This is a genomic window from Gardnerella sp. c23Ub_4 (genome assembly GCF_055804115.1).
Map to the genome: position 1 here is coordinate 111,358 of NZ_JANUYO010000003.1, position 23,049 is coordinate 134,406.

Sequence of the window (23,049 nt, forward strand, 5' to 3'; positions counted from 1 at the left end):
ATTCACTAGAATCGTAAATATGACTCCACTTCTAAACACAGCCAGTATAGATGCAAAAGATGCTAGCAAATGCTTAAAAAAGCCAAACGAATCGAGCAATAAGTACTCTAGAGGCGTTCTTGGATTAGCAACAGGATCAAACGCATACCCAGGAGCGGCCGTTTTAAGCGCAAAATCTGCATCACGCAGCAACATTGGCATGGTTCGATACGCGGGGCCACTTAGAGCGCAAAATCTTGTTTTACAAGCTGTTCCCGAAGCTGTTGTTTCGGATTGCTTGCAAGGAAAAGTCAACGCTATAACTGTTGGATCTGGAATCCCAGATTATGAGCATTGCAATGATGATTCCACAAAATCGCAACGAGACTACATTTTAGACTTACTTAAACCATATAGCGCGCATAGCGCATGTAGCGCACAAAATCAAGAAAACACAAACCTACCGCCTGTATGCGTAGACGCTGGAGCGCTTGATTTATTGCCTAAAAAAGTTTGTGAAAAAGTTGTTTTAACTCCTCATGCTTTAGAATTAAGCAAGCTATTAAAACGTTATAACCTTGATTTTAGTGCGGAAAATATTGCAAAAAATCCTGTAGAGTTCGCTCAAAAAGCGGCAGATCTTACTGGAGCAACCGTTCTTCTTAAAGGCTCTACAACTGTTGTTGCATCTGCAAAGAACTTGAACTTGCCAATATTTACTTGCAAATATGGCCCATCTTGGCTTGCAACCGCAGGGTCTGGAGATGTTCTTGCTGGACTTTTAGGCGCGCTTCTTGCACAGAACAATTGTGAACTAAATCAAAATGCAAACTACGCATTAATCGCTGCTAGCGCGGCTGTAATCCATGGATTGGCTGCAAATTTGGCTGCAAGATCGTATGCAAAGTCGTATGAAAAAAGCGTTTACAATAATTGCGCAAATTACAAAAATTACGAAAATATTGAGCATCCAATAGTCGCAAGCGATATTATTGATGCATTGCCTTATGCTCTTGGATTTTTAATGAATCTTGATTAGTGAAAGAAGAAAAATGACAAGCGAAAATATCAACACAAATATCAACACAAATGCAGAATCTGTTGAAATTCACGACGTAATGTTCGATTATTGCAAAGTTTTGCTCGAGTGGAATTGCAGGAATTGCTTGCAAAAACAGTTCCCAGATTTGGTAGACACGATTTGCCCTAATGGCACTTTTGGAAAAGACGATTTGGCTGGATTCTATGAGTTTGAAGATCGCATGGACGGCGGCGAACTACTAAAAGACCTTTTGCCAGAATACGATAGGCGATTTGGCAAGGATCTTAGCAACGCTTTTCAATGGTATTGCGCACACTACGATCAAGTTCTTACGCGAATGATGCCTGGAATAGTCGATTTGTTGCACGATTTACGCAAAGCTGGGTACGGCGTTTGGGGATTGACTAACTGGTCTAGAGAGACTTTCCCACTCGCATTGCGTAAATTCCCAAAACTAAACACGCTTTTACAAGGCACAGTTATTTCTGGCGTTGAGCATTTACATAAGCCACAGCCCGAGATTTTTGAGCTTGCTATGAGCAGATTTGGGTTAAAACCGCAAACAACTGTTTTCTTCGACGATAAACCAGCAAATATTGATGGCGCGCATAACGTTGGAATGCATGGGTTTGTTTTTACTACTACCGAACAAGCTCGCAAAGATTTGGCATCGCTGGGCGTTAGATTATAGGCTTTAGATTGCAAGCATTAGATTGCAGTCTTTAAGCCAAAGTCGCAAGTTTGTAGGCGTTAGATTATTAGACTATAAGCGTTAATCGCAAGATTATAGGCGTTAGTTTATAGTTGTTATAGTTGTAATAGTTGGAAATAGTCAAGTATAAATCCCAAAAATCGGAAGGCTCTTAATAATGACGCTGCTGCAATTAAAGTACATTGTGAAAATCGTAGAGTGTGGATCTATGAACGAAGCTTCGCACGAACTTTATGTTTCACAACCAGCGTTAAGCTCTTCCGTAAAAGAGCTGGAGCGAGAGCTTGGAATCGAGATTTTTACAAGGTCTTCTCAAGGAATTGCATTAACGGTTGACGGAGCTGAGTTTTTAACATACGCGCGCCAAGTTTTAGACCAGGCAGATTTGCTAGAAGAGCGCTACAACAGCACTAAGCCAAGGAAGCAGCTTTGCAGTGTTGCAACTCAGCATTACATGTTTGCTGTTGAGGCTTTTGTAGACATGATTCGCAGCATAGATTCTAACGAGTACGAGTTTTCACTAAGGGAGACTCGCACAAAGAACATTATTAATCAAGTGACTTCAATGCGCGCAGACCTTGGTTTGCTTTATCTTTCCGACTACAACAAAGACGTTATTGGAAAAATGCTTCGAGAAAAGCATCTTGAGTTCCATCCTCTTTTCCGCGCTAATTTGCACGTTTTTATTTCTAGGAACAATCCGCTCGCAAATCGCAAGAAGCTTACTTTGGATGATTTACGACCATATCCATTTATTCAGTACGAGCAGGGTGAGGATGGTAGCTTCTTCTTTACAGAGGAGGCAGTTTGGCCTCAGCACCCGCCTAAAAAGATTAATGTTACAGACCGCGCAACCATTTTGAACTTTATTATTGGTCTTAATGGTTTTACGATTTGCACTGGAATCGACAATGGCGACTTGAATAACGAGAAAATCGTGACCATTCCGCTGGATTGCGAAGAAACAATGCTTGTTGGGTGGATTAAGAATGAGCGCACGAATCTTTCTCCTGCAGCGCTCGCGTATCTTTCTCAACTCGAATCTGTGCTAATTAAACACGGGTATCAAGTAATAAATAGAGCTAAGTAGACGGCTACGCGTAGCACTACGCGATAAAACTGTGCGTAGAGCTGCGCGATAAAACTACGCATATAAGTTTGTTGGTGTAGCTACAGATTTTGCAATTAGCCCTTATTTTGGGTTATTAACACGAATGTGAGAATGATTGCAGGTGCCCCCTGTGGGATTCGAACCCTTGAGGATCTACCATTAGCACTCGGAAGATTTATCAAAAAAGTGATACGAGTACCGTTTGACCGTTCTCATCTAGCATAATAGGCTCCTTTTATTTTTCCTTACTACCCGTTAAGCCAGCAGACAGGCCAGCAATACCAGCGGCTAGAGTGAACCCAATACCAGCAAATGGCACTTGTAGGATAACGTTTGTTACCGCGGTAATAGCGCAGATAGCTGAAATAATGCCTAATACTCTTGTTTTACTCATAATCGTGTGGAAAGATTGAGGCTAGGGGTTCTAGCCACTACCATTGGTTGGAACCCCCGTTTTTTACTTGCGCTTATTATTGTATCATGAATCTAGTAAGGCAATAACGACATTAGGGAGTCACCCCTCGTATGCGGAAGTGCCCATATGATAAACTTGTATTGAGAGCTGGGGCTCCCCTTACCCTTTAATCTCGTAACGAGTTGGTTTGGGGGAATGACCAGCTCTTTTGCAATAGTTAATTTTCCCGTTTTCTATTATGCAAACGCAATTTAGCTTCTAAACACTTTCTATAAAATCACAGTAATAGAGCGCAACCGCATGCTCAGAATAAAATATTTGCAAGCGATACACGCAGTTTTTACAAGAGTCTATGTTAACTTGCATAAAAAAAAAAACGAATAAAATTTATACCACATATGCAATTTTAAATTTACTTTTATTTTTTTGCATATTTTTAGATTAAAGCTAGAAAAGGAAGAAAGATGACTGAAGGAAATGAAGCCATTCATACAAATCAGAATTCTCAACATGAATACAAGCATTTAAGCGGACTTGGCGTGTCTGCACTCGTATTAGGAATTATAGGTATAGTATTTTCATTCGTTCCGATTATAAATAACATCTGTCTTGTTCTGGGAATATTAGCCATTGTATTTTCTGGCTGCTCGTTCCACTCAACAGGAAAGAACGGTAACAAACGTGGACGCGGAATGGTAATTGCTGGACTCGTTCTTGGCATTCTTTCAATAGTGATTACTTTATGCATGCAAGCTAGCTTCAGCAATTCTCTAAATAAAGCTACATCAGGCTTAGATAAGGCAAGCAAGAAAATAGATAATATGGCAAAAGGTATTGCTAATGAAAATGCTAAAGAAATGAAGCTTCAGGTAAAAGGAACAGGCCCAACTGATATCAATTTGTCAGTTGCTGGCTCCAGTAGCAATGAGAGCTCAGATAATGGTACTTGGGAAAAAGTTTTAACTGGCAAAGACGCTAAAAAAGACTGGACTGTTATGGCTACACCAAAACTTGATATCAACAATCCAACGTCAGATAGCTATCAAGTAGAATGCTCCATTAGTGTTGATGGAAAGCAAATATCTCATAAGAGCGCAACAGGAACAGCTGCTAATGTAATGTGCATGGCATCCGATACAACGACTAAGTAATAAAAAAACGTTTTATAACATAAATAAAAGCCTGATTACCGTTTTAATCAGGCTTTTTCTTTGTTTATAAATGCATAGCCTCAGACAGATTTAATTTTGCGATTATTGAATCTTCTATGTTTACGGCTCGACAATATCGCTTGCTTTAACTTCTTTATCACTCTTAGAAACTTCAACTGTAGGCGTAGATACACTTATGCCAATCATAAAATCCCTATCAAAACTCCCAAATATTATTTTTAAATTTTAGCAAAAGGCATAATTTTTATTCTTTTATTGCATGATTATGATTAGTGATTATATTTAGCAAGTAATTCCGCAAGCTTGTTTAATCCTGCTTGGCGCTCGCGAACATCAACAGATTCAGCCAAATCTGCAGCACACACTGCGATCGGCATAAAGGATTTTGTCAGCGTTTCTTCTGTGCATTCTGTAATATGCAAAGACATATTTTGGTGAATAAAATCGAAAATTTTAGAATCTTCAATAACACGAAGTTTAACGTTTGCCATTGAACTACTTACACCATCTTCGCTATTCTTAAGATGAAACTTATTTATTAAATCTTCTAAATTATTCCTGCTTATATATCCCTCTATTTTGTCAGTTTGCGTAAGTTGGAATTGTGAGTGCAGACTCCCAGTTGCAGCAGAAAGTATCAAGTTATCAGAAAGTTCTGCTAAACGCGATTTTCTACACCAATACTCCATTGTTTTTGTGCGATTTTTAGATCTGTTAACCAAATTTTGCGGACTAATCGAGCGCAAATATGCTTCTATACGATACTTCTGCTGCCTATTGATCCACGAAACTTCACAACCACTAAGCATAAACAATGCAGCAAAAGCCGATGACGGAGCATATGCTCTACCACTTTTAGAGTTTTGTTGCTTATAACGATTTACAGAATCTAGTGAAATTAAAATCTTCCTACTTCCAAATGTGTATGTTGTTAGTAAATGATTCGAGCACAATGCGCTAATTCTCTGTGTGCTAACTGATAGCCGAGCTGCTGCTTCCGCGCGCGTAAGAAGAGTATCATTCACAAAAATAGACATAACACAAGTGTATCAAAATTGTTGCGTTAAGGAAACAGTTTTGATACGTGTACGTTGTCATGTAGACGGTTTTGTATGCAACATAAACAATAAACACATGACTAATCCGTAGTTCAGTAGATAATAGACGCATGAATATTGCAGATCAGCATAAAAAGGCAGCAGAGTTTATTGAGCGCTGGCAAGGTCGCGGCGACGAAAAACAGGAAACACAGAAGTTTTGGCTTGATTTTATGCAAAACGTTCTAGACGTTCCAAACGCAATAAACAATACCGAGTTTGAGTATCGCACTGCTGGCGGCGGATACATAGACATGTTGTGTACCGACTCTCGTTTTCTTGTTGAACAAAAAAGTAAGAATGTTGATCTTGATAAGCCAGAAGAACGTCAAGGTACCTTGGTTACTCCAGCTGAGCAAGCTGTAAGATATTCCTACAATCTTCCACTCACTAACTGTTCGCATAGTGTTTTGCTTATATGCTGAAGATGCTGGAATATAATCAGCTTCCATAGCTAGAATTAGCAAAGGTGAAAACGTGAATACAGAGACACTACTACGCATATGTCAATACTTGGAATGCGACATCAAAGACATTTGCGAAGTAAAACAGGTAAAGAACAATGAGGTGAAATAATGAAGAACATTTTTGACACAGTAGCAAGCCTCCTGCTTTCAAACAATAAATACAAAGCCGAAGACGGTAAGCTTCTTAAAGCTGTTGTTTATAACGATGTTATGGCAATGAATGAGAATTTGCTGACGCTTCTCCTCTCTAACGAAGACGTAAAAGAAACCTTCTTCAAAGACATTCAAGGTACGCTTGTTTTTGATAAGCAAAAGTTTGCTTGGTTTATGGAATCAAAGGAATTCTTGCCTGACTCTTACACGGCTTACACAAACAAAATTGGGCTTACGCATAACGGCAGTTTCATATCGCAAACAAACGATGTTGTGCTCGACTTCCCTTACAAGGATTGTGTGCTGGAAGGCGGTCAAGATAAAGACGATCAAAAACGAAGCGAGATTTTCTACAACGAAACGATAGCAAGTGATGAAATCTCGCGCATGCTTGCACCTAAAGTCTTCACGAATGCTAAACGTTATACGGCGGTTAGCAAAAACAATATAGGGGGGGGGGGCAGAAAAATATATTAGTGTTGAAGAAGAAGCAGGCATAACGCTTAACGATGATGATAATTTAATTATAAAAGGCAACAACCTTATTGCCTTAGCAAGCCTACTGAAACGCTACGAAGGCAAAGTAAAGTGCATATATATTGATCCACCTTATAACACTGGCAATGACAGCTTTAACTATAACGACTCATTCAACCATTCCACATGGCTAACGTTTATGAAAAATAGGCTGGAGTTGGCAAGAAAGTTGCTCCGTGAGGATGGCTCTATTTTTGTTCAGTGTGACGATAATGAATACGGGTATCTCAAAGTATTGATGGATAACATTTTTAATAGAGATAACTTTATTGCAACTTTAGTATGGCACGGTCGAGGAGGACGCCAGGATTCTAGTTTTATTGCACAAGTTCATGAAAGCATTATTTGTTATGCTAAAAATAAATCTCAAGCAAAATTCTACAAGAAGTCAATTGTTGATACAGACAGATATCCCTACAATGATGAGAGAGGCAAATACAAGACTCAACTTATTAGAAAATGGGGTTCTAATAGTAAGAGAACAGATCGTCCAAACTTATTTTATGGAGTTAAATTCAATGACGAAACTGTATTCCCTATTCTTCCTGATGGAGAAGATGGGTGCTGGAGATGGAGTGAAAATAAACTAATATTTGAAATTAACAATGGAAACGTTGAGGCACGTAAGCGCAAAGACGGAATTACTGAACTGTACCAAAAAATTTATCAAACCAGAGAGGACAAATCTGTTGTTTATACTTCATGGATTGAAAATCGATGGGTTAGTGAATCAAAAAATCATCTGGATGAATTATTTGGCTCTTCTCCGTTCGACTACGCAAAACCTGAAAGTCTTATTGATGAATTAGTTTCACTTGCAACAACTGTGAATGACCTTGTCCTTGACTTCCATCTTGGCTCTGGTACTACTGCTGCGGTTGCTCATAAAATGGGACGCCGATACATTGGTGTTGAACAAATGGATTACATTCAAGACATAACTGTTGAACGCTTGAAGAAAGTTCTTGAAGGCGAACAAGGTGGTATTTCTAAGTCTCAAAACTGGCATGGTGGCGGCTCTTTTGTTTATTGCGAGCTTAAAGAAGACGCTAACACGCTTATTAACACTATTCAAAATGCAACTGAAGATACTATTGAAAGTGTAAAAGCTGCCATTTACGCAGATGAGCGTATTGTACCTTATCTTACTAAGCAGGAACTCGCTGATGCGGATAAAGACTTTGAGAATCTAACGTTAGAAGAAAAGAAGCAGGCGCTCATCAAGCTTGTAGATAAGAACAAGCTGTACGTTAATGCTTCAGATATGGATGATGAAAGTTATCAAATCAGTGATGCCGATAAAGCTTTTACGAAGTCTTTCTATGAGGAGGCATGATCCATGGCTGAATCATTCTTATACGAAAAACTCGATACACTTAAAGAGATTAATGAGCTTGCACCTATGCCAGATATTATTGAGCATAGTTTATCTAGAAATATTGTTTTGCGAGAGTACCAAAAAGAAGCTTTCCAATATTTCGTTACTTACTTTAAAAAAGACGCTTTGCATAAGAATAAGCAGATTCATACTCTTTTTCACATGGCAACAGGCTCTGGTAAAACGGTGATGATGGCAGGGCTTATACTCTATCTTTACACAAAAGGCTATCGCAAGTTCCTCTTCTTTGTGAACCAAACGAATATTTTGAAAAAGACGGAAGAAAACTTTTTGAACACGCTTTCATCTAAGTATCTTTTTGCTGATAATCTTTCCTATCTTGGTACAAAAATTAAAGTGAAAAAAGTAGACCGATTTAGCGACACGGTTCTAGATGATGATATTGAGCTGCTATTTACTACCACGCAAAAGTTACATACGGATATGTGGTTTGCTAAAGAAAACGCGCCAACTTACGCTGATTTTGAGAATGATAAAATCGTTTTTATTTCGGACGAAAGCCATCACATTAATTCTTATACGAAGAAAAAGACTAGCACTGAAGAAGATGCTGATAAAAGCTGGGAATACACGGTTAATAATGCTTTTAGCTCCAATAAAGACAGTGTTCTACTTGAATTTACAGCTACAGCTGATCTTAAAGATAAAAACGTACTTGCAAAATATACTGATAAAATCATTTACAACTATCCACTAGAACGTTTCCGTGAAAGTGGCTACACTAAAGACTTCCAAAACTTTGCAACCGATACGAATCTCTGGGATCGCACGCTTATAGCTCTTATTCTTAGTGAATATCGTCGCTACCTATTTGCGGACTTAAAACTGAATATTAAACCAGTTATTATGCTTAAATCGCAAAAGATTAAAGAGTCTGAAGCTTTCCATGATGAGTTTTTCAAAAAGCTAAATCAGCTCACAAGCTATGAAATCATGGCTTTACGCAGCGCTAATATTCCGCTTCTTTCTAAGGCTATAGCTTATTTTGAAGAAAAAGATGACACCCTCGAAAACCTGGAGCATAGTCTTAAGAACTCTTTTGCTGAAGATAACACAATCATCATGAATGGGTCTTCAGACGATAACGACGCTAACCAAATTAAAGTGAACTCACTCGAAGATAAAAATAATCACATACGACTTATTTTTGCTGTTGACATGCTCAACGAAGGCTGGGATGTATTAAATCTTTTCGACATAGTGCGCTTGTATGATAGCCGACAAGGCAGTGGTAAAGCAGGTCAGATTGGCTCCTATACGATTAAAGAAGCTCAACTGATTGGTCGTGGAGCGCGCTATTGTCCATTCGTATATGGAGGCGATGTTGACCTTAAGTTTAAGCGCAAGTTCGATGGTGATCTTACGAACGATTATCGTATTCTGGAAACAATGCTTTTCCATAGTCTGAACGATTCACGCTACATTGCTGAGTTGAAACAGGCGCTTGTTGTTACTGGTTTGCAAGCAGAAAACCCAATTACTCGTGAATATACGCTTAAAGAAGAATTTAAGACTTCTGAATTTTACCAAAGATCATACGTCTACTCTAATGAACGCTTGCCTCGAGGACGTGCGAATATTTCAACTATTGAAGATAGCTTGAAAACAAAAATATACCGTTACTCGCAAAAATCTGTATACGGGAAAGTAGTAAACCTTTTTGGTGAAACTGAGAATGTTAATAATTTAATTGCAAAACCAGTATCGAAATCTTTTAAGGATATTGATTATAATATTTTATCTGGCGCAGCATCCTGCTACCCAGAACTCTGCTTTAATGTTATAAAAGATAAATATCCTAATGTTACTTCATTAAAAGAGTTTTTAACCTCGGATAATTATCTTGGAAATTCTATTTTAGAGATTACGCAAACTCAAGATAGTATAAGCGGTAAAGATTTATTTGAAGCTTGTAAGAAAGCTTTTTCGCAAATCGCATCATATATTGCGACTATTAAACAAGAGTTTGTTGGAAGTACTGTGTTTAAGCCACATATGCTTAAAAATGTTTTACATAACAAAAAGATATCGCTTAATTCAATTACTGCAGATGGCGGTCATGGTGACTCGCAAAACAACTGCGTTAACGATGATTATCGCATGAATCTTGTTGATGAACCTTGGTACGTTTTTACGGACAATTATGGTACGAGCGAAGAAAAACTATTAGTAAAATATTTTAAGTCAACTATTGAGCCGAAGCTTAAAGCAAAAGGACTTGAATACTATCTTATTAGGAATGAGAGAATCCCTGAGCTTGCCATTTATTCGTTTGATTCAGGCGAACGTTTTGAGCCTGATTTCTTGCTCTTTATTCGTGAGAAAGAGTATAAGGATGTTAAAACATATCAAGCATATGTTGAGCCTAAAGGTAGTCAACTTTTATTTGAAGATGAGTGGAAAGAAAAATTATTAGGGCAGATTGAGAACAACTACAAAATTAACGATATTCTAGGAAGAGGATACAAGATTATAGGTCTTCCATTCTTTAATCAAGAAAACAGAATGTCTGAATTCGACAAAGCACTAAACGATTTAGTATCAAAATTATAGTGAGGTAATAGTAGTGATAGAAAATACTTATCCAGTTGCTCTTTCTCGCTTATGCGATAAAGACGATACGAAAGAAAAACAAGCTGAGAGAGCAATCACTTGGCTACGCAAACAATCTGGTGGCAGTATTACTGTAATAACACCTAGAAAGTATTTTGAAAATAGTGCAATAAAACAGTTAATTCAGATTAAAGGTGTTAAGCACTACTCGTGGCGAGAAAATGACGGTCAGTATCTTACTGGTCGCGTATTATATGCTTGGCCAAATCATGAAAGACTAAGTAATTTATGGCACTCTCAGTTAGATGCCTTAGCGGTTATTGAATGGGGTGAAGATAAAGATTGGATGACGATAGCTAAACCTATCATTCTTCTACCCAACAAAATAGTTAAACCAACAGCTACCGATGATTTTGAACTCGGTAAATTACCTAATGGAATTAGTGATATCTTATCTTATCTCGCTGGTATGGCTGATGGATATTCTCAATGTATGAAATGGAACGAAGTTGAACAACTGAAATCCGACCTTATGGAATGTCCTGCACGATGGGAGGCGGTTACTACTGAACAAATCAAACAGGAATGTTTGCATCTTGGAATGAAATTAACTGACATAGATAAAATAACTGAGTTACTTGCACGTAGGCAACATGGAAACACTTTCAATCTTTCCAAAAGCAGCTATAAAGGTTTCAAATTTAAGCCGAACATGTGAATAAAAGATAATCCCACTGCAATATTCTTAAAATCAACATTTCCGAACATAAACAGGTGGGTGCAAAGTGTGTGCACTTTTAACGATAGGAAAAGCAATCGTTAAAACTTTAATTGCCATTTATAACTTTCTCAATATCTCTTTTCCCATAAAGCACACGAGAAACCACAACTTCATATTTTTCTTCAAAAACAAAATAAAAAATAAGAAAATTATCACACGCCATAAATCTTAAACCTCTACTTCTCCATGGCTCAAAACTAACTAAACGATGCACAAGAGGAAACTCATCAAGAGTCAATATTGCTTTCTCCAACCTATTTACCTGCCCCTGCGCGTTTTTCAAAGACAGTAAATTAAACGCAATATAAGCATAAATACCACGCAAATCTTCCTCAGCCTCACGCGAAATGTGCACCGTGTAAATCATAAGTCAAATTCCTTATGCAAATATTCAAAAACCTTACTCGCAGGCTTCACATCACCAGATAAAACCGACTTATAACCCTTTTCCAACTCATCATTCAACTCACCTTGAGTCATAGAACTCACATCACGCGGCTCTCTATAACCCAATTTCACATCAAAAGGAAGCCCCTGCTGTAAAACAACCTGCTTATAAAACATAGTAATAGCACTCGAAGGAGGAAGACCCAAAGAATTCAATATATACTCTGCCTGCTCTTTTAACTCTGGATCAATACGAGTATACAAGTTAGCTGTTTTCGCCATACAATCACCCCTTATTTCTTACGATGATTATACAACATTGCATTGGCATTGCATTAACATTAGCATTAGAAAATTACACTTATACGTAATATTAAAAGCCAAATCGCATTCAAAAACCGTAAGAAACCAGCTAATAAACTTAAAACATAACAAAATCAAGTCACAAAACTTACACAAAAACACTACTCATCTTGATATTCAAGCAAAGCATCAGTATCAATCGTTTTAATCTCAAACGTTTTTCTTGTTGAAACACAAAAATTATGCTTAGTCATAAGATTTGCAAGCTTCACACCATCAACAAAAATAATATGATGATTGTCAGCATAATCCTTAGCTTTCTGCGAAAACCTAGACGTTGTAACAAAAAGACCATGCACTTGCTTACCAGCAATTGCACCAACTAGACTACTATACGCTGGCTATACTAAAGGAGAAATTATAAAAAAGATTGATTTGAATAAGGAAAAAACTCAGAGCTATACATTCATAGAAAAGACTCAAAAAAAAACAGCCATAAAAATATATGAAGAAAAGTTCACATAAATCTATAGAAGCCTGCAGATATCTAGTCCGTAGGCTTCTATAACTATTAGAGTAGTCAGTAAATATTTTTAATTTAAATCAAACAATATATATACATTATCTATAAAAGTTTTGCTTTTTGCAATTCTACTATTTCCACCAAGTTCTTTATACTTTCGGTATATTTTATTAGAAATCTTAGCTATAGAAGCTTCTGTTATATTATTCAAATCAAAGTTTTTTAAATCAATAAAGCTTAATTCTTTCTTCTTTAGTGCGTCAGCAACAACTGCATATATAACATAAAAAAGTATGTCATTTACTTCAGTGTTAGTCATACTCCTATAAGTTTTTAAAGTATTTTGAACCCTTCTTCCTATGCTAGCAGCCTTATAATATGCTTCTAGATCTTGATTATCTTCATATAAGTATTTGTATGTTCCCTCATCTGTTAACAATGTTGATGGCCTTGCTCTCGCAAAATCAGGTTTTCTTAGTACAATCGAAATTAAACATTGAGCAAGAAAGGAAACACTAATTATATCGACAGCTTTTTTCTTTTGATTTTTATAATAATTCTTTCTTCTGTCATAATACAATCCCCTGTTTTTGAAATACATTTCAATCTGCAAATGAATTGTATCAGTTACCCTTAAAGACGATTTCGGAATGCTTGTTTGATTGTTAGTAGAAAAAATAATATTATCTCTAGACTCCTCACTTTCAGGTCTTATAACTCTAACTAAAATTGTCCTATTATCTTCATCAATTCTTCCACTTCGTTCTGAGAAATAATTATATATTTCTCTTGAAGTCTGCAATCCATTAACTATTTCAGGATTTACAACTTGCAAAGATTTATTTGTTATTAATTTAATATCTGTCGAAAGAATTGTCACCCCATTATTTAGCCACCAAAAGTCCTCGTTCCCTTCACCCTCTAGCGTATTAGCAATAGAGGAATTAACACTATTATGACCCTGATAGTCTCTAACATTTGCTTCAAAAAATGTTTTTCTTAAAAATAGATTATCGTCTGTAATGAATCTAAAATATGTACCCAATTTAACTAAACTAATATACTCATTTTCACTTAATGAAATCGGCTGATCCGCCAATTCCAAATTAACTCTTGTCTCACTATCCGCATTGTACATATCCATTAATTGATCAGCGGTAATAAAACGCACATTAACCTCTGATGAGGGATAATACTCTTTAACAAGTGTGTTTAATTCTTCTGCTTGCATAGTGACATTAGAATGAATCTCAGTACCTAAAGTAATATAATAATAGAAAAATCTCACCTTGACTTGACTTCTAACCAACTTGGCTATAACATCTCTAAAAAGTCCAAAAGATTCAATCGTAGTTTCGTTGTATCTGTTTGAGAAACTATCTAATGTTTTTGACATATCTAAAAGATTGCCAGAGACAGTTTTCCACTTCATTAAAGCATCTTCTCCAAATGAAGTAGTATTTTTAGACTGTAAAATGAAAAAATCCAAATAAGACCCTTTTGTAGCATTCAATCCGTCTACTTGGTCGGCAGTAATTAATTCACCATTCAAAAAAATATATAAGTTATCACATCCTCCATCATTACCACCACCAGAATTACCACTATCAATTTCTTCATCACTAAGATTAAAATCTTTTAATACTTGTGAAGCTGCAAAATGTTCAAAATAAGTGCTTATATCATTATACCCACTACTCTCTTCAAATTCTTGTTTAATACATTCCTTTAATAATATTTGATTATTTGTCAGCTGAGTTGCCATTTTCAATCCTCCACTCTATTTTTTATATATTTCCTAATTTTGATTCCCTTATCTTTAGGCTTATTCGTATTCTCCGGAATTGCCCAATATGAACCTTTTTATTGCACCAGCAATTCTACCTTCGCTACATAACACTTGAATTCGTCTAACTGATATCCCTCATTTTTCTGACACCTGCCTTATTGACATATATCTCATTTTTAAAACTCATATCCCATTGTATTTTACTTGCATGTATTTTTTGCTTTTCATTAATAATGAAATTCCAAAGTATGAACAATATCAATATTAGATTCTTCCTGTGCAAACACCCCTTACGAGTTTCTTAACACCCTTATCATTGAAAAGGCACCTTTAAAATAAAAAACTGGCCTTTCTATTAGCTAGAACAACAATTATTTTTATTTGATTTTTCTTAAATTCTTTATTTTAAGTTCTTTGAAGAGAGTGAAGTGTAGATTTTTGTATTATTTTGAGTAAAGTTATCTCTCCCCCCATATGATACAGTACATTCCCTTATGCATAAATTTACCACTTCACAGGGTGGGTGCAAAGTGGCGAATCGACTTGCATGAGCGATTAAATATAATTCGCGAATGCACTTCGATTCGCTGAGCTTGCTCAAAGTTGAAAGCACAGTGTGCTTTCAACGCAAGCGAAGTACGTTAACATCCTGTGCACTCGACCCTAGAGCGTTGATATCTTCCCTCAAACAGCAAAATCACTCTCAAAGACCGCGAGAACCCAGCTTAAAGCTACTTCGCATTAAACCTTTTAACGATAGCCCTCGCCAGCCCCTGCTACATAAGAGCAAAAAATGCACCCACCTAATCAGCCTTTGACATCAATACGACACTCTCAACGTGAACAGAAAGCAAACAGTTTCAGAGTACAAAAGGAAAAGTTTCATTGCATACAAGAGTTAAGAAACTAGACCCCTACTTCGTAGTATTGCTAGCTGTTGATTAAATGTTTTATACTCTTTCACTCCGCACACCTCATAAAAATGGTCAGGGCACCGTATGCTGGGTTATAGGCCAAAAAGTGTGTAAGAAATCATGTATCACGCATTGCAATACAAGCGTTTTGCGGTAATCGAATCTGTTTTCTGCACATTCTCCACCTGGACAAAAAGTGCGTAAAAAATAAGCTCATAACCCTTATGGCAGTAAGGCTCAATGTATATCGAATGTGGGTTATTCTTCATTTGTATGAATAACCCACTATGCAATAACTGTCATCATAAAATGAGCAAGAATGGTCACACCAATGCTGGCACTACTAGATACCGTTGTTCTAACTGCGGAACTTCTAAAAGTAGGGCGTATGATAAACAATCAAACGATTTAACAGTTAGTTTAAATTGGCTTTTATCTAATAAAACTCAAGATAAGTATTCATACGACTTCTCAGCCCGTATACTACGACGTAAAAATAAGCTTTTATGGGACTTATGGCCACAAGTACCATTCGTGGATGAAGTTTATGATTACATTCATGTTGATGGTATTCATTTAGGACGTAACGCTGTAATACAAGTAATTATCAAAAAGCCAAGCTGACTAATTCTATTTCCAGAATATTCATCAGCTTAGCTTTACACACCTTTTGGCCTATAAACCCTCTATCAACAGATAGAGGCATTCAACTATTAAACATTAATCTTTTCGTTTACTTACTTGAAGCAGAACACCCATCGCAACTAATACACTTACCATCAACACTAAGCTACTAACGGTCGTTCCTGTCCGTGGTAAAGTGGTTTTGAGCTTCGACTGTGGCTGCGGATTCGACTGCGGCACTGTCTCTTGCTTCGGCTGTGACTCTTGTTTCAGCTGCGGCCGCGGATTTGATTTTGTTTTTTCTTTTACTGTTACTGTCGCTTGTTTTGTTGCAGTTGCTCCTTTGCTATCTGCTACTTTATATGTAATTTTATATGTACCGATTTTGTTATTATCAAAACCACCTTTATCTACTATTTCTACTTTTTCTTTTAAGTCGCCGTCTTCTTTATCTGTTGCACTTATTATTAAGTCTTTAAGGTTTAAAGTTTCTCCTACAGTTATTTCGGCGTCTTTTACTTGTAGATTTGGTGCTTCATTTAGGGTAGATAGAGGTTTTATGCTAGTGAATTTCCATGTTCCTGTGAATGTTAAATCTTTATCTTCTACTGTTTGCTCTTCAGTATCATATCCTATGAATGTCCATTTCCCTCCGTCTACCGATATTTCTTTTTGCGTTGGATCAGCTGGAGTTATTTTTTCGCCTTTTTTATATTTATTTTCATCTTTTGGCAGTAAGTTTGTAACTTCATCTGGTAATTTTTTGTCATCTTTTGAGTTGAAATTATAGTTTACTTTATGTTTTAAACCAGCATTAAAGTCTACGACTATTCTTGTTTTTTTGTCACTACTATCTAAAAGACCAACTGTAAATTCCTGATTTTCTTTTTCGTTATAGTATGGCTCTGTTAATTTTTTTGCTTTCAAAACATATTTACCTGGTTCTAAATAAAGAAGATTATTTGTTTCGTAATATCCAGCATCATTTATTGTGTTTTCAGTCATCATTTCTTCTATAGAATTAATAGTATCTTCTTTTTCATTCACACGAGCATGATTAGGTTTAATAGCAGATTTAACTAATACTTCTTTATTATCTTCTACACGATAAAGATCAAAACTATTATCTAAAGATGTTTTTTTATCTTCTTTAAATTGACGAACAACAATTTCTGTTGGTATGGCGCGATAAGTGACATAATAATGTTTTGTAGTCAACATATTTCTATCGTTATCATAGCCATAAGTTAAATAATGATTGCCTTTTTCTTTCGTTGTAGCGTCATCTTTTTTAAATTCTTTTGTTTTTGGCTTATCTATATCATTATCACAGTAAATATATCCTGGAATTGTTTTTGCTTTCAGCTGATCTAAAGTAGGTCTTTTTATTGAACTTTTTTCATCACCCTCATATGACAATAAAGGAGTGGACAATCTAGCTTTATAAACTGGATTATTTCCAAAGAAAGCTTTATCTGTTTTAACAATGTCAAGCATATCTTTTAGATCAAGTTTTTTAAAAGCTTCATTAGAAAAGGAATCTTTATCTTTTTCACTTCTTTCTTTTAGAGGTGAAGATAGTTTTTGATTTGTTAATTTTCTATAACTACTATCATCTACAAAGCGAAAATCTGCATCTACAGAAGTTACAAAAAATTTAAATATAGTATTTCCTTCTCCATATCTATCTACATAAAAAACTTCTGATAGTGCATCGTCTTTTTTAGTTACTTGATAACTAACTCTGATAAAGGCACGAGTTTGCTTTGGATTTACTTTAAATTTAGTTTCCTCTTTTAAATCTTTACCAATAATTTTTTTATTTACTGAAAGCTCAAAAGGTGTTTCGGCATATTTACCGTCATTAAAAGAAATTTTATTACCTTCTTCTAAGGTGTTAAAAGCGTGATAAACTGCTCCAACTTGCGCTCTTGCAAGGCCTACATTTCTTTTTGGTAAAAAGATAAAGTAATCAACTGTTCCATCTTGTGGATACCAATCTACAAATCTTCCTCCCCATCCTCTTAATGTTAATTGTTTGGTATCTTTTCCTTTTGGGTTAAAGTCTTTTCCTTTTGGAGTGAAATAAATTTTTACTTTATCGTCTTTTTCTTTTTCAGCATTTTGTAGTTCTTCATCTGAAAAAACTTCTGGATAAAGATTTTCTAAAGTTTTTTCATTCATAAGGCCATAATAGCCTTCATCGTCTTTAGTTAAAGGATTAGTTCTGTTTTCAGAATCTGCGGTATGGTGACTTTCTAATCCATTCCTTAAATCATTATCTTTACCCACCATGTCAGCGTGAGCAAGTGTCGCTTGAGATAGAGCCATTCCAGAGGACAAAATTCCAACCACTACAACTGCCACCACAGCAGAAACGAAATGTTGTCCGAACTTACGCAAACTATAACGATTAACTTTCTCAGATTGCATAAGCCATGCCTCTTTTCTTCAATTAATTAATCAATCACTTTTGATAACAACCATTATAAAAAAAAACGCGTATAAAAAAAAAACGCGGCAAAAACCGCGTGTATCGTGCGCCAGACAGGATTCGAACCTGCAACCTTCTGATCCGTAGTCAGATGCTCTAATCCGTTGGGCTACTGGCGCATGTTCTCCAAAAACTTGGAACTTTAACTTTCCGTTGTTTTTGGCAACTTGACTAGTATACAACCATCTTTACAAAAATACAAACCCTGGCGTGTCGCCAGAGCCAGGGTCTGCATCTAAAACATAAGAATCTAAAACATAAAATCCTTAAGCTCTATGCTCCAGAACCTCGTCTACCATACCATATTCTTTAGCTTGAGGAGCGGTAAGAATAGTGTCTACCTCAATATCTTTACGAATGCGCTCAACACTTTGGCCAGTGTGCTTTGCAAGAGTGGCCTCTAACCATTCGCGCAAACGCAACATTTCCTTAGCTTGAAGCTCTATCTCTGTAGCCTTGCCAAAATCTTGACCCATTGCAGGTTGATGAATAAGCACGCGAGCATTTGGCAAAATCATGCGCTTACCAGCAGCACCAGCAGCAAGTAAAATCGCAGCAGCCGAAGCAGCTTGACCCAAGCACACCGTTTGCACATCTGGCTTAATGTATTGCATGGTGTCGTAAATGGCCGTCATAGCCGTCATAGAACCGCCTGGAGAGTTAATGTACATCATTACATCTCTACTTGGATCCATGCTTTCTAGAACCAAAAGCTGAGCCATAATGTCGTCTGCAGAAGTGTCGTCAACCTGAACACCCATAAAAATAATGCGGTCTTCAAAAAGCTTAGTGTATGGATCTTGCGTTTTCATACCATAAGGAGTCTGCTCGCCAAATTGAGGCAAAACATAACGATTCGTAAACACACCACTGGTCTGACCAAATCCGCCCAAACGCTTAGCGCGAGCAACAAACTTTGCTTCTTCACTTGCCATTAAAATCACTCCTCCCCACGCATAGAAGCTGGAGTGGTAACAATCTTATCTACAAAGCCATACTCCAAAGCCTGCTGAGCAGTAAACCAATGATCATACTCGTTGTCTCGGTAGATCTCTTCAACAGTATGACCAGTCTGCTGAGCCGTTAGCTCAGCGAGAGTTTTCTTCATATCCATAATAAGTTCAGCATTAATACGCACGTCTGTAGCAGTGCCACCAACACCGCCAGAAGGCTGGTGCATTAGCACGCGAGCGTGAGACGTTATAAAACGCTTACCAGGCGTGCCAGAACTCAGCAAGAACTGACCCATAGAAGCAGCCATGCCAACAGCAATCGTAGCAACATCTGGCTCAATAAGCTGCATAGTGTCGTAAATAGCCATTCCAGCGGTAATAGAACCACCTGGCGAATTAATATAAAGCCAAATATCTTTCTTAGGATCTTGCGCAGCTAGCATAAGCATCTGAGCGCAAATAATATTGGCATTTTCATCCTTGACTTCAGAGCCAAGCCAAATAATACGATCTTTTAAGAGTTGATTAAAAATCGAATCCGTTGGATTTTGTGGCTCCCCTTCTTGCATAACGGGAGAAGCCGTAAACAGATCAGTCACCTTATCTCCTTACAAACATTTTGAATACATCTAGACTATCGTGTGCGCGTGACCGCAAAACAAGAATGTGAAGTAAAACGCTTAACGCAATTAGACACGCGATTAGATACGCAATTAGACACGCAACTAGACACAATCACCGCAAATAGCATAAGACAAAGTAATGTAAACGGTGCATTTACTAATTCCGCAACTAAAAGCCACGCCATAATCGGAGCTTTTCTAGAAGACGCAAGTAAAGAAGCAGCGCCAATAATAGATACAGAAATTGCGGAAACTTGCGAAATATCAAAAACTTGCAAAAAACCAGACGTTGAAAAAATAGCGTATAAAATCACACCAAAGCAAGCGCCAGTTGAAATACTCGGTTGCAATACGCCTCCAGAAGCACCATAGCGCAAAACAAGCAAAGTAGCAGCCATTTTCATTAGCGCAAGAAGCAACAAAATAGTAACAATATGCGAGTTTTCTGCCAAATACGGAAAACTAGCTACAGAAAAAGCAAGCTGAGAAAGCGACCTACCATTCCCCATAATATGCGGAAACCAACAAGCCGCAACACCAATAACTAAGCCAGCTACAGGCATAAAACACAGCATTTGTATGCCACGCAAAGCATGAGTTCTACACCAAATAATACCCAAGCGAAAAACGTAACCAACTAAGCCGCACACTGCACCAACAACAACAGTTAAAACGCAAATTTGCCAAGAAAACACGCAAGAAAATTGCGAAATATTGTAGTATCTAGAATGATGCAATAAAAACTCAACAACAAACGCAGCAACATAATTCATAACAAGAGCAAAAGGCAAGCAATGCAAACGCTCCGAGCGCGCAATATTTTTAAGTGCATTAACTATTACAGAGCCATTTTCGCGATTTAGCCACGCATAAAAACCAAAACCTTGAGTTTTACTAAGCAAACCTAAAGAAAGCACGGTGCCAGCTAAAGGCGCGTGGTACACTGCAGCCAAGCCAGCACCTGCAGCAGACGCAACTAGTATACGCTGAGTTTTAACAGACACATTAAAAATACTGCTGCAACGCTGAGCAATCATTGCAGCTAATTCTCTAGGAGCTACTTCCCTTCCGATTGAAATTCCAGAGCCAACAATGCCGATTTGTAATAAAACATGTGCAATAGTAGAAAAAATTGGCATTCTACTGCCACTAACAGCTTGTGGAATAGTAACGATTCGAGGAGGATTCTCCTTCTTTCGCAAAAAATACCAAGCCAGTGCAGCAATAGTCATAGCAATTGTGCCAGGTAGCACGTATCGATACCAAGGAAGCCCTAAAAATACAGTATTTTTAGCAGATTCAATTGAGCCAAAAGCAAGGTGTTGTACAGCGTAAAAAATAAGCGTAAGAACTGTTGCTCCTAAGCCAACAAGAACGCCAAGAGCAACAGAGACTGCAATAAAACGCGCTACTAGAATTGCAAAACTAAATAATTTGCAAGATTTGCCGAATTTGCTAAATCTGCAACAAGATTCATGCTTTGTTTTAGCACTACTATCCATAATGTCTCGCAATTCTTAACATTTTTCTATAATAATCGTAATTCTATATAGTAATTATTTAATTAAATATAAGTAAGACCCAGCAGAGCTATACTCCACTAGGCCTTAAATAACAAGATTATTAGAAGATTCTAATTTAGAAGACTCTAACTACTTTTCAGCAGAAAGCTCATCGGCAACAGCTGCAGCAGCAGAAGCAGCCTTAACGCTTTCATCTTCTGGCTCTTCATCTTCCGACAAGAAAGCACTCAAATCAAGAGCTTCTCCGCCAGCAACGAACTTTACAGCACGCATGCCAGCAAGCAAGCCCTTAGAGCGAGCAACTTCTTGAACAGCAGAACCAAGCTGACCATTGCGAACAATAGCGTTAATAAACTGGCTTGGATCCATTCCGTACTGCTGAGCAACAGAAACCAAGAAGTTGGTAACGTCTGCCTGAGAAACAGAAACATCGAGGCTTTCTGCCAAAGCGTCGAGAACCATCTGGTCGCGAAGCTCCTTTTCTGCAGCCTTTTCAGCCTCTTCCTTTTGCTTCTTAGTGGCCTTTTCTGGGTCTGGAGTCATGCCCTTAAGGTGCTCGGCAACAGCCTTATCTTTAACACCCTTTGGCACAGGAATTTCAACTTCTTCTTGAATCTTAGCAATAAAAGCATCGCGAGCAAGAGTTGCCTGACGGCCTTCATTTGCCTGCTCCAAAGACTTACGAACGTCTTCCTTAAGCTCCTTCAAAGTGTCGAACTCAGATGCTTCCTTAGCAAACTCATCGTCAAGCTTTGGCAATTCTTGAGCCTTAACGGAGTTAACCTTTACCTTAACCTGAGCCTTCTTGCCCTGGTTCTTTCCAGCCTCAAGAGTGCCTTCAAAAGTGGTTTCTTCTCCAGCGGAAAGACCTTCCAAAGCCTCATCCAAACCATCAAGCATAGTGTTGGAACCAAGCTCGTAGCTTACGCCATTTTGAGAATCGGCAACTTCGTCGTTAATCTTAGCTTCCAAATCAATGTTAGCAAAATCACCCTTCTTAGCTGGGCGATCAACACCAACAAGAGTGCCAAAACGTGCGCGCAAAGCCTCAAGACGAGCCTCAACATCGCTGTCTTTAACTTCTGGCTTCTCTACTTCGATTTCTACACCCTTAAACTTGTTAAGCTTGAACTCTGGGCGACGCTCAACAGTTGCAACAAACTTAAGCTTAAGTTCATCCTTAGCAGATTCTGGAACTTCCTGAACATCAAATTCTGGCTGATCCATTGGGCGAATCTTCTTTTCTTCCAAAGCCTTAGAATAAAGCTCTGGAACAGCAGAATTTACAGCTTCACCGGCAACAGCACCGAAGCCAACTCGCTGATCTACAATCTTGCCTGGTACGTGTCCCTTACGGAAACCTGGCACATTGATTTGCTTTGCGATCTCTTTACGAGCCTGATCCATAAATGGCTCAAAATCCTCGAGATCTGCGGTAATGGTGAGCTTAACCTTAGTTGGCTCAAGATTCCTGACGCTGATTTTCACGCTTCATGCT

19 protein-coding genes, 1 tRNA gene and 2 pseudogenes are annotated in these 23,049 nt (G+C 37.6%); 11 read left to right on the forward strand and 11 right to left on the reverse strand.

The window, feature by feature from the left end; translation table 11 throughout:
- Nucleotides 1-19 precede the first annotated feature (19 nt).
- The 4 genes from NYP67_RS06055 (at nt 20) to NYP67_RS06070 (ending at nt 4,410) form a co-directional block, all read left to right on the forward strand.
- The gene (locus tag NYP67_RS06055; protein WP_248901261.1) at nt 20-1,018 is read left to right on the forward strand and encodes an ADP-dependent NAD(P)H-hydrate dehydratase; all 999 of its coding nucleotides are present in this window, start codon (nt 20-22) and stop codon (nt 1,016-1,018) included.
- A 13-nt stretch (nt 1,019-1,031) separates the two neighbouring features.
- Complete coding sequence (locus NYP67_RS06060) at nt 1,032-1,712, forward strand: HAD family hydrolase (RefSeq protein WP_248901263.1); 681 nt, start codon at nt 1,032-1,034, stop codon at nt 1,710-1,712.
- A 178-nt stretch (nt 1,713-1,890) separates the two neighbouring features.
- Nucleotides 1,891-2,823, forward strand: coding sequence for a LysR family transcriptional regulator (locus tag NYP67_RS06065; RefSeq protein ID WP_248901264.1), 933 nt, complete (start codon nt 1,891-1,893; stop codon nt 2,821-2,823).
- Nucleotides 2,824-3,723: 900 nt separating this feature from the next.
- Nucleotides 3,724-4,410 carry a DUF4190 domain-containing protein gene (locus NYP67_RS06070; RefSeq protein WP_415694838.1) on the forward strand — a complete coding sequence of 229 codons (687 nt, stop codon included), beginning with the start codon at nt 3,724-3,726 and terminating at the stop codon, nt 4,408-4,410.
- Between the two features lie 290 nt (nt 4,411-4,700).
- On the opposite strand, the gene NYP67_RS06075 is transcribed toward NYP67_RS06070, so the two are convergent.
- Complete coding sequence (locus tag NYP67_RS06075; protein WP_415694837.1) at nt 4,701-5,468, reverse strand: helix-turn-helix domain-containing protein; 768 nt, start codon at nt 5,466-5,468, stop codon at nt 4,701-4,703.
- Between the two features lie 131 nt (nt 5,469-5,599).
- Between NYP67_RS06075 and NYP67_RS06080 the strand changes: the two genes are divergently transcribed.
- The 6 genes from NYP67_RS06080 to NYP67_RS06105 all read left to right on the forward strand — a co-directional run bounded on the left by NYP67_RS06080 (nt 5,600) and on the right by NYP67_RS06105 (nt 11,355).
- Complete coding sequence (locus NYP67_RS06080; RefSeq protein WP_415694836.1) at nt 5,600-5,953, forward strand: type IIL restriction-modification enzyme MmeI; 354 nt, start codon at nt 5,600-5,602, stop codon at nt 5,951-5,953.
- A 25-nt stretch (nt 5,954-5,978) separates the two neighbouring features.
- Nucleotides 5,979-6,104, forward strand: a complete 126-nt coding sequence (locus NYP67_RS06085) for a helix-turn-helix domain-containing protein (RefSeq protein WP_415694865.1) — start codon at nt 5,979-5,981, stop codon at nt 6,102-6,104.
- Nucleotides 6,104-6,625, forward strand: a complete 522-nt coding sequence (locus tag NYP67_RS06090; protein WP_473411286.1) for a site-specific DNA-methyltransferase — start codon at nt 6,104-6,106, stop codon at nt 6,623-6,625. The genes NYP67_RS06085 and NYP67_RS06090 overlap by 1 nt, the downstream gene beginning before the upstream one ends.
- 115 nt (nt 6,626-6,740) lie before the next feature.
- Nucleotides 6,741-8,021: a site-specific DNA-methyltransferase gene (locus NYP67_RS06095; RefSeq protein WP_473411305.1), complete on the forward strand. Its 1,281-nt coding sequence runs from the start codon at nt 6,741-6,743 to the stop codon at nt 8,019-8,021.
- Between the two features lie 3 nt (nt 8,022-8,024).
- Nucleotides 8,025-10,637 (forward strand): DEAD/DEAH box helicase family protein, encoded by a 2,613-nt coding sequence (locus NYP67_RS06100; protein WP_415694834.1) that lies wholly within the window; start codon nt 8,025-8,027, stop codon nt 10,635-10,637.
- A gap of 13 nt (nt 10,638-10,650) precedes the next feature.
- Nucleotides 10,651-11,355, forward strand: a complete 705-nt coding sequence (locus NYP67_RS06105; protein ID WP_473411287.1) for a hypothetical protein — start codon at nt 10,651-10,653, stop codon at nt 11,353-11,355.
- Between the two features lie 109 nt (nt 11,356-11,464).
- On the opposite strand, the gene NYP67_RS06110 is transcribed toward NYP67_RS06105, so the two are convergent.
- From NYP67_RS06110 to NYP67_RS06125, 4 genes and pseudogenes are all read right to left on the reverse strand, one after another.
- Nucleotides 11,465-11,785, reverse strand: a complete 321-nt coding sequence (locus NYP67_RS06110) for a type II toxin-antitoxin system RelE/ParE family toxin (RefSeq protein ID WP_102704655.1) — start codon at nt 11,783-11,785, stop codon at nt 11,465-11,467.
- Nucleotides 11,782-12,087, reverse strand: coding sequence for a type II toxin-antitoxin system RelB/DinJ family antitoxin (locus NYP67_RS06115; protein ID WP_102704656.1), 306 nt, complete (start codon nt 12,085-12,087; stop codon nt 11,782-11,784). Before NYP67_RS06115 ends, NYP67_RS06110 begins: the two co-directional genes overlap by 4 nt.
- 182 nt (nt 12,088-12,269) lie before the next feature.
- Nucleotides 12,270-12,485: pseudogene (locus NYP67_RS06120) on the reverse strand (restriction endonuclease); the annotation flags it as partial.
- 216 nt (nt 12,486-12,701) lie between these two features.
- Nucleotides 12,702-14,396 (reverse strand): AIPR family protein, encoded by a 1,695-nt coding sequence (locus NYP67_RS06125; RefSeq protein WP_102704658.1) that lies wholly within the window; start codon nt 14,394-14,396, stop codon nt 12,702-12,704.
- Between the two features lie 1,211 nt (nt 14,397-15,607).
- Here NYP67_RS06125 and NYP67_RS06130 point away from each other — a divergent pair.
- Nucleotides 15,608-15,937: pseudogene (locus NYP67_RS06130) on the forward strand (transposase-like zinc-binding domain-containing protein); the annotation flags it as partial.
- 117 nt (nt 15,938-16,054) lie between these two features.
- On the opposite strand, the gene NYP67_RS06135 reads toward NYP67_RS06130, so the two are convergent.
- From NYP67_RS06135 to tig, 6 genes are all read right to left on the reverse strand, one after another.
- A complete protein-coding gene (locus tag NYP67_RS06135) occupies nt 16,055-18,391 on the reverse strand; it encodes an SHIRT domain-containing protein (RefSeq protein WP_473411288.1) in 2,337 nt (778 codons plus the stop codon).
- Between the two features lie 106 nt (nt 18,392-18,497).
- Nucleotides 18,498-18,571, reverse strand: a tRNA-Arg gene (locus NYP67_RS06140).
- A 147-nt stretch (nt 18,572-18,718) separates the two neighbouring features.
- Complete coding sequence (locus tag NYP67_RS06145; protein ID WP_016831437.1) at nt 18,719-19,387, reverse strand: ATP-dependent Clp protease proteolytic subunit; 669 nt, start codon at nt 19,385-19,387, stop codon at nt 18,719-18,721.
- Between the two features lie 5 nt (nt 19,388-19,392).
- Nucleotides 19,393-20,004 (reverse strand): ATP-dependent Clp protease proteolytic subunit, encoded by a 612-nt coding sequence (locus NYP67_RS06150; protein ID WP_032813113.1) that lies wholly within the window; start codon nt 20,002-20,004, stop codon nt 19,393-19,395.
- 35 nt (nt 20,005-20,039) lie between these two features.
- Nucleotides 20,040-21,530, reverse strand: coding sequence for a chloride channel protein (locus NYP67_RS06155; RefSeq protein WP_415680629.1), 1,491 nt, complete (start codon nt 21,528-21,530; stop codon nt 20,040-20,042).
- Between the two features lie 150 nt (nt 21,531-21,680).
- Complete coding sequence (tig, locus tag NYP67_RS06160) at nt 21,681-23,039, reverse strand: trigger factor (RefSeq protein WP_421781432.1); 1,359 nt, start codon at nt 23,037-23,039, stop codon at nt 21,681-21,683.
- Nucleotides 23,040-23,049: the final 10 nt, after the last annotated feature.

Bases quoted from the DNA above. Each gene is read 5' to 3' on its own strand.
- NYP67_RS06055 (WP_248901261.1), top strand. From the start codon at position 20: ATGACTCCACTTCTAAACACAGCCAGTATAGATGCAAAAGATGCTAGC.
- NYP67_RS06060 (WP_248901263.1), top strand. From the start codon at position 1,032: ATGACAAGCGAAAATATCAACACAAATATCAACACAAATGCAGAATCT.
- NYP67_RS06065 (WP_248901264.1), top strand. From the start codon at position 1,891: ATGACGCTGCTGCAATTAAAGTACATTGTGAAAATCGTAGAGTGTGGA.
- NYP67_RS06070 (WP_415694838.1), top strand. From the start codon at position 3,724: ATGACTGAAGGAAATGAAGCCATTCATACAAATCAGAATTCTCAACAT.
- NYP67_RS06075 (WP_415694837.1), bottom strand. From the start codon at position 5,468: ATGTCTATTTTTGTGAATGATACTCTTCTTACGCGCGCGGAAGCAGCA.
- NYP67_RS06080 (WP_415694836.1), top strand. From the start codon at position 5,600: ATGAATATTGCAGATCAGCATAAAAAGGCAGCAGAGTTTATTGAGCGC.
- NYP67_RS06090 (WP_473411286.1), top strand. From the start codon at position 6,104: ATGAAGAACATTTTTGACACAGTAGCAAGCCTCCTGCTTTCAAACAAT.
- NYP67_RS06100 (WP_415694834.1), top strand. From the start codon at position 8,025: ATGGCTGAATCATTCTTATACGAAAAACTCGATACACTTAAAGAGATT.
- NYP67_RS06110 (WP_102704655.1), bottom strand. From the start codon at position 11,785: ATGATTTACACGGTGCACATTTCGCGTGAGGCTGAGGAAGATTTGCGT.
- NYP67_RS06115 (WP_102704656.1), bottom strand. From the start codon at position 12,087: ATGGCGAAAACAGCTAACTTGTATACTCGTATTGATCCAGAGTTAAAA.
- NYP67_RS06125 (WP_102704658.1), bottom strand. From the start codon at position 14,396: ATGGCAACTCAGCTGACAAATAATCAAATATTATTAAAGGAATGTATT.
- NYP67_RS06135 (WP_473411288.1), bottom strand. From the start codon at position 18,391: ATGCAATCTGAGAAAGTTAATCGTTATAGTTTGCGTAAGTTCGGACAA.
- NYP67_RS06145 (WP_016831437.1), bottom strand. From the start codon at position 19,387: ATGGCAAGTGAAGAAGCAAAGTTTGTTGCTCGCGCTAAGCGTTTGGGC.
- NYP67_RS06155 (WP_415680629.1), bottom strand. From the start codon at position 21,530: ATGGATAGTAGTGCTAAAACAAAGCATGAATCTTGTTGCAGATTTAGC.